This is a genomic window from Salipiger bermudensis (assembly GCF_020171625.1).
GTDB lineage: Bacteria > Pseudomonadota > Alphaproteobacteria > Rhodobacterales > Rhodobacteraceae > Salipiger > Salipiger bermudensis_B.
In genome coordinates this window covers 57,668-69,644 of the sequence record NZ_JAIUZY010000001.1, presented here as the reverse complement: position 1 = coordinate 69,644, position 11,977 = coordinate 57,668, and the positions used below count along the sequence as shown (strand labels likewise).

General features: G+C 66.4%; 11 protein-coding genes. 4 read left to right on the top strand and 7 right to left on the bottom strand.

Annotation, left to right across the window (positions count from 1 at the left end):
* Positions 1-37: 37 nt before the first annotated feature.
* Positions 38-1,375 (bottom strand): MFS transporter, encoded by a 1,338-nt coding sequence (locus tag LCM15_RS00295; protein ID WP_224852239.1) that lies wholly within the window; start codon positions 1,373-1,375, stop codon positions 38-40.
* Positions 1,372-2,832, bottom strand: coding sequence for an aminotransferase class V-fold PLP-dependent enzyme (locus LCM15_RS00290; RefSeq protein WP_224852238.1), 1,461 nt, complete (start codon positions 2,830-2,832; stop codon positions 1,372-1,374). The genes LCM15_RS00295 and LCM15_RS00290 overlap by 4 nt, the downstream gene beginning before the upstream one ends.
* Before the next feature lie 114 nt (positions 2,833-2,946).
* Between LCM15_RS00290 and LCM15_RS00285 the strand changes: the two genes are divergently transcribed.
* Entirely contained in the window at positions 2,947-3,408 is a 462-nt protein-coding gene (locus LCM15_RS00285; protein WP_224852237.1) for an Lrp/AsnC family transcriptional regulator, read from the top strand.
* A gap of 202 nt (positions 3,409-3,610) precedes the next feature.
* Here LCM15_RS00285 and LCM15_RS22825 read toward each other — a convergent pair whose 3' ends face one another.
* Entirely contained in the window at positions 3,611-4,711 is a 1,101-nt protein-coding gene (locus LCM15_RS22825) for a beta-eliminating lyase-related protein (RefSeq protein ID WP_224852236.1), read from the bottom strand.
* Between the two features lie 706 nt (positions 4,712-5,417).
* Here LCM15_RS22825 and LCM15_RS00275 point away from each other — a divergent pair.
* The 3 genes from LCM15_RS00275 (at position 5,418) to LCM15_RS00265 (ending at position 7,563) form a co-directional block, all read left to right on the top strand.
* Entirely contained in the window at positions 5,418-5,864 is a 447-nt protein-coding gene (locus tag LCM15_RS00275) for a DUF2852 domain-containing protein (protein ID WP_224852235.1), read from the top strand.
* 118 nt (positions 5,865-5,982) lie between these two features.
* Positions 5,983-6,432, top strand: coding sequence for an RDD family protein (locus LCM15_RS00270; RefSeq protein WP_224853036.1), 450 nt, complete (start codon positions 5,983-5,985; stop codon positions 6,430-6,432).
* A gap of 318 nt (positions 6,433-6,750) precedes the next feature.
* Positions 6,751-7,563, top strand: a complete 813-nt coding sequence (locus LCM15_RS00265) for an arginyltransferase (protein WP_224852234.1) — start codon at positions 6,751-6,753, stop codon at positions 7,561-7,563.
* 81 nt (positions 7,564-7,644) lie between these two features.
* Here LCM15_RS00265 and LCM15_RS00260 read toward each other — a convergent pair whose 3' ends face one another.
* The 4 genes from LCM15_RS00260 to LCM15_RS00245 are packed head-to-tail and all read right to left on the bottom strand — an operon-like array spanning position 7,645 to position 11,852.
* Positions 7,645-8,196 (bottom strand): membrane integrity-associated transporter subunit PqiC, encoded by a 552-nt coding sequence (locus tag LCM15_RS00260; RefSeq protein WP_224852233.1) that lies wholly within the window; start codon positions 8,194-8,196, stop codon positions 7,645-7,647.
* A 2-nt stretch (positions 8,197-8,198) separates the two neighbouring features.
* A complete protein-coding gene (locus LCM15_RS00255; RefSeq protein ID WP_224852232.1) occupies positions 8,199-10,607 on the bottom strand; it encodes an MlaD family protein in 2,409 nt (802 codons plus the stop codon).
* Positions 10,600-11,241, bottom strand: coding sequence for a paraquat-inducible protein A (locus LCM15_RS00250; RefSeq protein WP_224852231.1), 642 nt, complete (start codon positions 11,239-11,241; stop codon positions 10,600-10,602). Before LCM15_RS00250 ends, LCM15_RS00255 begins: the two co-directional genes overlap by 8 nt.
* Entirely contained in the window at positions 11,208-11,852 is a 645-nt protein-coding gene (locus LCM15_RS00245; RefSeq protein ID WP_224852230.1) for a paraquat-inducible protein A, read from the bottom strand. The genes LCM15_RS00250 and LCM15_RS00245 overlap by 34 nt, the downstream gene beginning before the upstream one ends.
* Positions 11,853-11,977 lie beyond the last annotated feature (125 nt).

Genomic DNA, 11,977 nt, shown 5'->3' with positions numbered 1-11,977 from the left:
GAATCATCCTAGTAGAAAAAGGTGTTTTGGTTCAGCATCAATTCGGGGTCTTGGCCCAAGTCTGATGCAGATCGTCGATGTGGTAGGCATGGATGTGGCGATGTGCCAGTCCATGGCCGGGATGGGCGCGCAGGTGCGGGTGATCCGCGGCCAGCTCGGGATGGCTGTGCGGCCTCTCGAGCGGGTCCTGCGTCGGCCAGACGCGGGACGCGACGAGCGCCACCACCGCGGCCATCAGCGCCAGCACGAGCAACGCGTGCTCAAGCCCGGCGGAACTCGCGAGCCAGCCCGCCAGAGGATAGGCCACCAGCCAGCCGGCATGGCTGAGCGAGAACTGCGCGGCAAAGACCGCGGCGCGGTCTTCCCGCGCGGCAGAGCGGGTGATGACCAGGCCGCCGGGCGTCAGCACCAGTGAGGAGGCAAGGCCGAAGCCCGCCCAGATCGGCAGCAGCAGCGCCAAGGGCGGGTGCGGCAGCACGGCAAAGCCCGCCGCCAGCGCCGCGAAGACCACCACCCCTGCCAGCATGGCGCTGCGCTCCTCCATCCGGCGCAGCAGGCGCGGCACGGCCACCGCGCCGAGCGCGGCGCCGAGCCCGTAGCCCGCCATCAGCACCGGATAGAGCCCGTCGGCATCGCCAAGCCGTGCACCGGCATAGACCACGGTATTGACCAGCACCCACGCCATCACCAGCGAGAGCGCGAAGTTCAGCAGGAACAGCCCGCGCAGCCGCGGCGTGCGGGCGTAGATCGTCATGCCGCGGAAGGCCCGCTGCAGGAACGGCCCCTTTCGCGCCCCTTGCCCGCGCTCCGGAAAGCGGGTCGCCAGCAGACAGCCGACGGAGCCCACGAAGGCCAGCGCAGCACAGAGAAACAGCGCCTCGGGCGCCACGATCTTCAGCACCAGCGCCGCGATCACCGGGCTCAGCACCGATTCCAGCGTGTAGGCGATGCGCGACCACGCCAGCGCCTTGGTGTAGCGCTCTTCCTCGGGCAGCACGTCGGGGATCACCGACTGGAACAGCGGCGTGAACCCCGAGGCGAGCGCGAAGAACAGGAAGGCCAGCGCCGCGATCTGCCAAGTCTGGGTGACGAAGACCATCGGCAGCAGCAGGAGCATCCGCCCGAGATCCAGCAGCACCATCGCCCGCTTGCGCGGCAGATGCGCCAGCACGCTCTCAGCGAAGGGCGCAAGCCCGACATAGGCCACCATCTTCAGCGCCAGCAGCAATCCGAGCACCTTGCCGCCCGCCGCCGCCCCGCCGATGCGGTAGGCCGCCAGCGACAGCGCCACGGTCAGCAGCCCCACCGCCAACAGCGAACAGACCTGCGCCGCAAACAGCGTGCGGAAGGAGCGGTTGGCAAGCGGGCTGGTCACGAGGCGAGGCTCTCCGATGGCTCCAGAACGGGGGCGAAGCGGGCGGTTGTTTCATCCGCGCGATAGTTTGGCAGATAGTCTGCCGCTTTCCGCGCCAGAATGTCCACCGCCTGCACGATCGTCGCCGCCTTCTCGTCGCTCATCAGCGCCGAGAAATTCAGCCGCACCCAACCCGGCTTGGCCATTTCGTCGCCACGGTCGATGGCTTCGAACATCGCCTGCGAGTCGGCCTCGCTCAGCCCCAGCAATCGGTGCGCGTAGGACCCTGCACAGGCGCAACCACCGCGTGCCTGAATGCCGTAGACGTCGCTCAGAAGCCGGGTGAAAAACTGGTGGTGAATCAGCCCGCCCTGCGCGTCCCGGACGCGGAACGAGAAGATCGGCAGCGCCGCCGGCCCCTCGAGGCCAAGGATCTCGAGCTGCGGGTTCTTGCGCCAGACCGCCTCGGCCCGCGCCCGCAGCCACGCCTGGCGCTGGTCGAGCCAGTCCTGCCCGAGCGCGTCCTTGACCATCAGCGCGAGCGCGGCGCGGATGTCGCCCACCACGTTGGGCGTGCCGCCCTCCTCCCGGCTCGAGAGCCGCCCGGAATAGCGATGTCCCCATGGGGACACGAAGCTGACGGTGCCGCCGCCGGGCAGCGTCGGTGTCGCGCGCCGGGCCACCGCGTCGCGCAGCACCAGCACGCCTGAGCCGCCGGGGCCGCCGGGAAACTTGTGGGTCGAGAACACGATGGCGTCCTTCTCGGCCTCGCCGCCCGCCTCCATGTTCATGCGCACGTAAGGCCCGCCGGCACCGAAATCCCAGAACGCCAGCGCGCCATGCGCCTTGAGCAGACGGGTCACCGCGTCGGTGTCGGTGAGGATGCCGGTGACGTTCGACACCGCCGAGAAGCTGCCGACGATCAGCGCGGCGCCATGCGCCTCGCGCAGCGCGGCGGCCAGCGCGGACATGTCCGGCCCGCCCTCCGGCGCCTCGGGGATTTCGACCACCTCGGCGCCGCTTTCGCGCCACGGCAGCAGGTTCGAGTGATGCTCGTACGGGCCGATCAGCACCACGGCGCGCCCGCCGGCGCCCAGCACCGCGGGAATGTCGAGCAGCCCGACCAGCCGGTTGATCCCGGCGGTGCTGCCCGCGCCGGTGAACACCACGCTCATGCCGTCATCCGCGCCGGTGATGCGGGCGATCTCGGCCCGCGCCGCCTCGCGCAGCTTGGTAATGAAGGCGCCGCAGAAGGAGGCCTGCGTGTGGCTGTTGGCATAATAGGGCAGCACCCGGTCGCGGATGAAATCCTCGACCTGCGCCAGCGCCCGACCGGAGGCGACATAATCGGCGTAGATCAGGGGCTTGGGGCCATAGGGGCCGTCGATCTCCACGCCATCCCCGATCAACCCGCCGCGCAGCCAGCTGGCCAGGTCCGGGCGATCGAGGGAGCGGGCGAAATCGTCGAGGGGAGACATGGGGGATCCGTCTTGTATCAATAGGGCGTTGATGCAAAGCATGTCACACGGAGGGGAAATTTCTTCACATATTTCCACCTTACAAACAGGCATATTCTATCATATGAACGACAAATGACGCTCAAACTCGATCAGATTGATTACCGCATCCTGGAGGAGCTGCAACGCGACGCCTCGCAGTCGCAGCGCGCCCTGAGCGAGAAGGTCGGCCTGTCACAGAACGCCTGCTGGCGGCGGCTCAAGGCGCTCGATGCGGCCGGCGTCATCCGCAATCACACGGTGGTGCTAGACCGCAATCAGCTTGGCGCCGGGCTGGTGGTCTTCGTGATGATCAAGACCCGGCACCACTCCGCCAGCTGGCTCAAGCGCTTCCGCACCCATGTCTCCTCAATCGCCGACGTCATCGACTTCTTCCGCATCGGGGGCGAGTACGACTACCTGCTCAAGATCATCACTCGCGACATGGCGAGTTACGACGAGGTCTACAAACGCCTGATCGAAGAGGTGGAGCTCGAGACGGTGACCTCCTATTTCGCCATGGAGGCGATCGAGGAACAACGCCCGATCCCGATGTGACGGCGGTCTTCCCGGACGGCCTCACGTGGCTCTGCCGGTTCCGTCAGAGGCGTTGCCTCCGACCCGGCGACCTGCGCCGACGAGGCAGAAATCCGCCTCGGGCGCGTAAAGTCTGGTGTTCTCCCGGCAGGCGCTCTGGCGCAATGGAGAAGAGCGAGCGGCGGTTGCCGCTTCGCCTTTCAGCAACAGGTTCTTTGACTGACTACTTTATTAAGAGGCACTTCAGACCCGCCAGAATTAATTCGAGTTCGTCCTGCCGCAATGACACGATCTCTAGAACGAGCCTATTGCTGTTCACCAAATGATCCATGACGAAGACTGGCGGATCGAGTGACTTGAGTTGTCGAATTGTCTCTTCTGCGCAGAATCCAGGGGCGAGCTCCAGCACAACGCGGGCAAAGGGAAGGCCTGTCGGATCCGGTTCTGCAAAAGCGTTCAAGCCGGAAAGTTCGCTGGCTTCGCCAAGAAACCAGTTCAGTTTTTCAGACTGTGCGGCTCGCCAGTTTTCGAGGTCCAGATTTGCACGAACCTCAAGTGCTGCGAGGGTTCCAGCAATGGCTTCCTTGCTCGCCTTCATGCCACGGCCGATGCCTTTCTCTTGCGCACGCACCGCTGCCACGGCAGCCCTTGAGCCCACAACAAGTCCCGCCGTGGGTCCAGAAAGATACTTCTGTCCGCTCAAGATTACCAGGTCCGCACCCGTACCAATCAAATGCGCCACGCGCATGTCCTGCGCGGCCCCGTCAATGATGACGGGAATGCCCCTTTCTTTAGCAAGTGCCACAGCCGACGTCATATTCAATGCTGGCCCCCGGGTAAGGCGCGAGGACACGAGAAGTAGGGAGCAGGTGTCGTCTCGAGACATCGCATTGGCGAGAAGATTCAAGTCGCATCCCGCCTCCGTGCCGACCACATCCGGCAGCCCGCCTGAAAGCCGAACGGCCTGTTCAATGGCCTGACCGTAATTCACGTCATGGCCGACGGGCAAAAGAACACGTCGTGCGAGTCCATCAGCTTCCGGCAGGCGCGAAACAGCATCTGCATCACCCATGGTCATGCAAGCCGCGACCGCCAGAGTGACGGCAGCAGCAGCGCAGTGAACGACGGTTCCTGCCTCTGCACCAGAGAAACGGACTAAACTCGCCGAGGCCGCCTCCTGTAACTCTTCTATGCATAGGTAGGACCCAAGCGCTTTTCCAACAGCTTCTTGCACCTCGGCGGGGGATCGTGACACCCCGAGGGGCGTGAACGTTCCTCGCGCATTGATAACCTCACGCAGTCCTGCCTTTTCGAAAACAGCCACCCTTTTCGCCTCCTGCAACAACCAGCCAAACTGCCATAGCAAACTTATAGTATACCTTTGTATACCGAACGGCAAAATTTAAGTTGGCTGGATCATCGGTTGGTCACGAACGGCCGCGACCGGACAGAAACCCCTCACCAGAACCTGTGTCCCTAGAACGGTGGTTTCTGTCCCTCCTCAAGAGGGCCTGCGTCTTATAGTGGTTAGCCGGGACAGAACCCCAAGGAATAGCTTATGTGGTTCTTCCACGTTTTTGGATGATTGCGAGAGCGGCCGTTCGCTGCAGCCCGTCGAAAGCGTAGGTTGGCCTCACTGCCGGCCTTCGCCACACGCTGCCTTAACGGCAGCTCTGGGCGTTGACAGACGCCGCGCGGCCCGAGAGAGACCACCCTTCCCGACGAGAGAGGCCGTCTCCGCGCCGAGCCTAACGTCCGCATCCCCCCCTTCAAACGCCCCCGCGCCCGGGAGCCAGAACATTGTGACCCCTGCCTCCTCCCCGCAAAACCACCCAGTTTCACCGGCGGAGCCGCCCGCCCGGCCCCGGGTTTGGCGCTAAATCATACAGCGCAAACCCTTGATAAAACTCGCGTTTTCCGGGTGATGTTAAAAACTTTCACATCGCCCCTTGATCGGACCGCTGGCAATCCCGATCTGATGTAATGTGAAAGACATTCACATACGCAAACGAGAGACAAAGGAACCGCAAATGAACGCCGCGACGCAGTACGACGCCAGACCCGCGAACCCCGGGTGGCTCAAACGCGCCGAGGCCTGGCTCGACGAGCGCGGCAGACCCGCCTGGATCGTGGCCATGGTACTTGGCTTCATCGTCTTCTGGCCCATCGGCCTCGCCCTTCTTGCCTACATGATCTGGAGCAAACGCATGTTCGGAAAATCCTGCCGCAGTCGCCGCAACAGCAGCGCCAACGCCTACCGTCACAGCTTCAACGCCGCGCGGCCCTCGGGCAACGCCGCCTTCGATGCCTACAAGATGGACACGCTGCGCCGTCTCGAGGATGAGCAGAAGAGCTTCGAGGACTTCCTGCAGCGCCTGCGCGAAGCCCGCGACAAGGCTGAGTTCGACCAGTTCATGGACGAGCGTGCCCGCGCCCCGCGCGATGTGGCCGAGGAAGACAGCAAAGAGGACGCGTAAGCGCCTTCTCCATGGCCCCGCACCGGGGCCATGGTCTATCATCCCCCACAAGGCCGCCCGCGCGGCCACAGCCCGAGACACCAGAGAGACAGGTCCAGAGAGCCCGCAAGTGAGCCAGATGTATACCGACGCTTCCTATTCCCAGCTTCCCGATCCAGTGCGCCAGAGCGCGTTCTATGACAGTGTCGCGATCAAGCGCGGCCTGGCCTGGGTCATCGACACGATCATCGTCGCCTTCTTCGTGCTGCTGGCGCTGATCTTCACCGCCTTTCTCGGCGCCTTCGTGTTCTTCGCGCTGTGGATGGTGGTGAGCTTCATCTACCGCGTGCTCACCATCGCCAACGGCTCGGCCACGTGGGGGATGCGCCTGATGGCGATCGAGTTCCGCGACTGGCGCGGCGAGCGGCTCGATTTCATGCAGGCGGTGCTGCATACGCTGGGCTATGCCGTCTCGGTCTCCATGGCGCCGCTGCAGCTGATCTCGATCGTGTGCATGTTCGCCACCGAGCGTGGCCAGGGCCTGACCGACATGGTTCTGGGGACCGTCGCGCTCAACAAGCGCGCGTAAGGACTGCGCTCAACAAGCGCGCGTAAGGACTGCGCTCAACAAGCGGCGCGTGACCGCTCTGCCCCCAACCACGCCCGAGGGCACCGACCCTGAAGAAGCGCCCGAACCGGCCCCCGCACGCATTCCGATCCGACACGCCCGGCGATCTCCGCCGGGCGTTTTGCGTTTTCGCCTCAGCGCCCGCAGGAACGCCCTGCACGCCCCTGCGTTAAGCGCGAGCCCGGGCGCGATCAAAGCCCCGCGATCCACCGGTTTGGGGGGCTTGGCGGGTCAGGATTTCGTTGCTAGGTTTTTCGAGGATCTCCAGACAGGACCTTCATGCGCCACTCCCTGCCTCTCGCGCCGCAATTCTATGTGACGGCTCCGCAGCCCTGCCCGTATCTTCCGGGCCGGATGGAGCGCAAGCTGTTCACCGCGTTGCAGGGCGACAGTGCCGAGAAGCTCAATGACAGCCTGTCGAAGCAGGGCTTCCGCCGCTCGCAGAACGTGCTCTACCGGCCCTCCTGCTCGGATTGCTCGGCCTGCCTGTCGGCCCGCATCGACGTGCGCCGCTTCCAGCCCTCCAAGAGCCAGCGCCGGGCGCTGAAGCGCAACGCCAACCTCGCACGGCGCGCCTCGAGCCCGTGGGCCACGGAAGAGCAGTTCTCGCTGTTCCGCCGCTATCTCGACACCCGCCATGCCGATGGCGGCATGGCCGACATGGACATCTTCGAGTTCGCCGCGATGATCGAGGAGACCCCGATCCGCTCGCGCGTGGTCGAGTATAGCGACATCGCCAGCGGCGACCTCAAGGCGGTGTGCCTGACGGATGTGCTCGATGACGGGGTGTCGATGGTCTACTCGTTTTACGAGCCCGAGCTGGCGCGCAAGAGCCTCGGGACCTGGATGATCCTCGACCATGTCGAGATCGCCCGCGAGGCCGGCCTGCCTTATGTCTATCTCGGCTACTGGGTGCCCGGCAGCCCCAAGATGGGCTACAAGGCGCAGTTCGACGCGCTCGAAGTCTACCGCCGCGGCGGCTGGGAGGTCATGCAAGACACCCGCGATTACGACGAAGAGCGCCATCCGCTCTCCACCGATCCGATCGCCGAGCAGGTCGCCAACATCTCGCTCCCCGACAGCCGTAGCTGAACAACTCCACAGTCACCGCGACGAAGATCGGCGCCCAGGCTCTCGCCCCGGCGCCGCCTGTTTCTGTGTTGAGGCCGCGCGTCAGCGCAGGCCCTGGGTGATCTGGCCGGACAGCTCGGTGACCGCGGCGCCGGTGGCGCGGGCGATGGCCTGCGGCCCCTCGCCCACCATCGGTACGACGATGTCGAAGCCCTGGATGCGCTCGCGCACCACCTTGTCGTAGGACGAGATGGCGTATTGCCCGGTCAGCCGCAGCGTGCCGTTGTTGCGCGCCACGAGGCGCGAGACCGTCACCTGCACCGCCGCCTGCGCCTCGTCGGCCAGCGGCCACGGCTCCGGCGCCACGGTGGCCGAGGAGGCCGCCCCGATCTGCTCGGCGATGGCGAGCGTCACCGCGCGGGCGGGCTCGTCGGCCCAGAGCGCGTTGTCGACCTGCGTCAGCGCGCCGTCCTCGCCCTCGAGCAGGATCTCGGAGGCGGCGGCATAGGCCGGCAGAGAGACCTGCCGCACCTCGAGGGTGGCCACCCGCAACCGGGCGCTGCCGGCCTGCGTCGGCGTGTCGATCAGGAACTGCGGCTCGGGCCCGGAACAGGCGGCGAGCATCAGGGCGAGGGGCAGAATGCGCAGATACATGCTTATCGTCCAAACAGGAGGGAATTGGGATTGCGCTCGATCGAGCGCGCGAGCTTGTTGAGCGCCTCGGCGGCGGCCTGGACTTCGCGCAGGGCCGCCAGCGTCTCGCGGTTGAAGCGCGAGTTCTCGCCATAGCCCTGAAGCGCCAGTTGGGCCTCTCCGACCATGCCCTGGATGCGGGTCGAGAGGCTTGGCAGGCTTTCCGCCGCTTCCTCGATGGCCGCCGCCGCATCGCGCGCCGAGGCCAGCGTGGCGTTGGTGTTCTCGACCACACCGCCCTCGCGCAGCTCCTCGAGCGCCGTGCGCGCCTCGTCGAGCATCCGCGTCAGGGCGCCGGGCAGCGCCCGGGTCTGGTCGCTGTCGATCAGCCGGTCGGCGCTTTCCACGAGGCTGGTGGCGCGTTCGACGAAGGCGTCGAGCGGCAGTTGGTTGGCGGTGTCCACGAGGTTGCGAAGGTCGTCGACCAGCGCCGGCACCTCCGAGGTCGCCCCGGAGAGATCCGTCGCCACCCCGGTCACCGAGTCGGCGGCGGCGGAGGCATTGTCGAGCGTGGTCATCAGGCGCCCGACGGCGTCGGCGGTGCGCAGTTCCTCGACCACGCCGCGCACCTCGGCGAGGGTGGCGTTGATCTCGCCCGGCAGGGCCTGCGTCGCATCGCTGGCGACCAGGCGGTCGGTGCTGTCGGCCAGAGCCGTCGCACGGTCGACGAAGGCCTCGAGCTGCAGCGCGTTGGCCTTGGCCACGAGATCGCGCATCTCCTCGATCAGCGCCGGCACCTCTTCGGTCGCGGCGGTGATCTCGGTGGCAACGCTGTTCACGCTGTCGGTGGCGGCGGTGGCCCCGTCGAGGGCGGCGGCGAGCTTCTCGGCGGTGCCGGCCTCGCGCAGTTCCTCGACGATCTCGCGCAGCGCGGTGACCGTGGCGTTGAGCTCGCCCGGCAGTGCCTGCGTCTCTTCGCTGCCGATCAGCCCGCGGGCCTCGTCGAGCAGGCCGCTGACCGAGGCCGGCACGGCGCGCAGGTCCGGGTCGCCGGCGAAGCTCTCGACCGAGCGCAGCGTGGCAATTGCCTGCTCCATGAGCTCTTCGACCGGCAGATCGTCGATGCGCTGGAACAGGCCCTCGGCGGTGGCAGCCACGTCCGGCACATCGGATTCGACCGATGGCAGCACCGGTGCCTCGGTGTCGAAGATGCCAAGCGCCGCCGGTTCCGCGTCGGGAATCTCGACCAGTTCGACCATCAGCGACTGGCTGAACAGCCCCTGCGATGCGAGCCGCGCCCGCAGGCCGTCCTGCACCGCCTCGGCGAGGAAGGTGATGACCTCGGCTTCGGCGGCGCCGTCATCCTCGAGCCCGAGCGCCCGCGGGTCGATGGAGATGGAGGCCCGCAGCTTGACCCGCTGCTCGCCGCTCACGTCGTCGATGAAGGCGCCGAGCGAATTGACCGCGCCGATCTTGAGGCCGCGATAGCTCACCGGGGCACCGGCCTCGAGGCCGCGCACGGATTCGTCGAACTCGACCATGAGGTCGACGGCGTTGTCGATGCTCTGGCTGAACACGCTGTCGCGCGCCGCGGCCTCGTCGTCGAACAGGTCGAAGACGTAGCGCGAGGGCACCGGGTTGCCGCCCGACACCACGGTGTCGAAAGCGATGCCGCCGCGGATCAGTGCCGAGACGGACCCGACCGACAGGTCGAGCCCCTGCGGGCCGAAATTGACGTTGAAGCCGGAGGTGTCCCAGAACCGGGTCGAGGTGGTGACGCGGCGATCATGGGGGGCCTCGATGAAGGCGTCGGCGATCACGCCGTTGCCGCTCTCGATCAGGCGCGGTGTCTCGATCCGGCCGACCTCGATGCCCTGGTGGAAGATCGGGGCGCCGGCGCTGAGCATGGCGCCGTCGGGGGCGCGCAGCACGATGCGGGTGCCCTTCATGCCGGGCCGGACCAGCGGCGCGGTGTCCCGCCCCTTGAAGCGGGTCGCCTCGGCGCCGTCCTGCGGCTCGAACGCGGCCTCGATATAGACGCCGGACAGCACCGTCGACAGGCCCGAAATACCCGAGGCGCTGACCTCGGGGCGCACCACCCAGAACTCGGCATCCGACGGCAGCGACTCGGCGACGATGTTGTCGATCCGGGCCCCGATATGCACCGAGGAGAGGTCGTTGGAGAACACCACGTCCTCGACCAGGCCGATGCTCACGTCGCGGTAGCGCAGCGCGGTCTCGCCCGGCACGATCCCGGCGGCATTCTCGAAGGTGATCTCGATGCGGGTGCCGCGCTCGGCCCAGCTTTGCCAGGCGATCAGCAGGGTGATCGCCAGCGCGATGATCGGGATCAGCCAGGTCAGGGACAGGTTGCGCCAGATAGACCGCTTGGGGCCCTCGATCTCCATCTCGGCGGGTCGCGGGTCACTCATTCTCGTTCACTCCAACGTCTGCGTCCCAGATCAGCCGCGAGTCGAAGCTCAGGGCCGAAATCATTGTAAAGGCTACGGAAAGCGCGAAGCTCACCGCTGCGATCCCGGGGTTGATCGAGGCCGCGAAATCCAGTTGCACCAGCGAGGACAGGATGGCGACCACGAACACGTCGATCATCGACCACCGCCCGATGAACTCCACCACCTCGAACAGCAGGTGCCGTTTGTGGGCCGACATCTGCACCCGCCGCTGCACACTCAGCGCGAGGTAGCCGATGGCGATGAACTTCGACACCGGAATCACGATCGAGGCGACGAAAACGATTGCCGCCACCCCGTAGCTGCCGTGATGCACGAGGTCGACCACCCCGCCGAAGATGGTGCTGTCGGTGGTCTTGCCAAGCAGCGTGGTGCGCAGCATCGGGTAGAGGTTGGCAGGCACGTAGACCACCAGACCGGCGAACAGCCACGCCCAGACCCGCTGCAGGCTGGCGGTGTCGCGGCTGCTGAGCCGCGTGCCGCAGCGGGTGCAGCGCGCGACGCCGGGGGCGTGCACCCGACCGCACTCGGTGCAGCCCACCAGCCCCGCCTCCTTGGCGGTCAGGATGCGCGGCGCCGTTCCAGCGTCTTCCATAGCGTCAGCCTGCTCATGAAATTGTCTTTCAGCACGGTCACGATGACCAGCGCCACGAAGGCCCAGAACGCCGGGCCGATGAAGATGTGCGCCAGGCCCGCGACCTTGACCAGCGCCACCGCCACGCCGACGATGAACACCTCGGCCATGGCCCAGGGCCGCAGGTGATCAGCGAGCCGGAAGAAGAACTCGGCATGGCGCGCCGGCGCGTGGCCGAAGGCCATCGGGCCAAGCACGTAGATCAGCGCGCAGAAGCGGATCACCGGCAGGATCACGATCAGCCCCGCCATGGCGAAGGTCAGCGGCGCGGTGAGCCCGCTTGAGAACGCCTGCACCGTGTCCAGAAGCGAGGCGCGGTGGATGCGCCCGGCGGCCTCGAGCTCGAGGAACGGGAAGAAGATCGCGGCCACCATCAGGATCAGCGCCGACAGCGCCAGCATGATGATCCGCGTCATCGCCGTGCGCCGCGGCGCCTCGAGCACCGCATGACAGCGCGCACAACGCGCCGTCTCGCCGGTCGCGACGTCGCGATCGGTGTAGAGGGCATCGCAGGCGGGACAGGCGATCAGCTTGGAGGGATCAAGCGCATCAGCCGGGGATTCGACGGACATGAAGCCAATCTAGAGCGACCAAGGGGTCTGGGAAAGTGGCGGCGGCCCGGCAAATCGAGAAGATGCATAGGGGTAACAGGTTCGGGCGGGGTGTCCGGCCCGTTGCCGGGGCCTGCCGGGCGGTG

Excerpts from the sequence above, each read along its gene's own strand:
- LCM15_RS00245 (WP_224852230.1), bottom strand. The coding sequence starts at position 11,852 with ATGTCCGTCGAATCCCCGGCTGATGCGCTTGATCCCTCCAAGCTGATC.
- LCM15_RS00285 (WP_224852237.1), top strand. The coding sequence starts at position 2,947 with ATGACGCTCAAACTCGATCAGATTGATTACCGCATCCTGGAGGAGCTG.
- LCM15_RS00270 (WP_224853036.1), top strand. The coding sequence starts at position 5,983 with ATGTATACCGACGCTTCCTATTCCCAGCTTCCCGATCCAGTGCGCCAG.
- LCM15_RS00255 (WP_224852232.1), bottom strand. The coding sequence starts at position 10,607 with ATGAGTGACCCGCGACCCGCCGAGATGGAGATCGAGGGCCCCAAGCGG.
- LCM15_RS00260 (WP_224852233.1), bottom strand. The coding sequence starts at position 8,196 with ATGTATCTGCGCATTCTGCCCCTCGCCCTGATGCTCGCCGCCTGTTCC.
- LCM15_RS00275 (WP_224852235.1), top strand. The coding sequence starts at position 5,418 with ATGAACGCCGCGACGCAGTACGACGCCAGACCCGCGAACCCCGGGTGG.
- LCM15_RS00250 (WP_224852231.1), bottom strand. The coding sequence starts at position 11,241 with ATGGAAGACGCTGGAACGGCGCCGCGCATCCTGACCGCCAAGGAGGCG.
- LCM15_RS00265 (WP_224852234.1), top strand. The coding sequence starts at position 6,751 with ATGCGCCACTCCCTGCCTCTCGCGCCGCAATTCTATGTGACGGCTCCG.
- LCM15_RS00290 (WP_224852238.1), bottom strand. The coding sequence starts at position 2,832 with ATGTCTCCCCTCGACGATTTCGCCCGCTCCCTCGATCGCCCGGACCTG.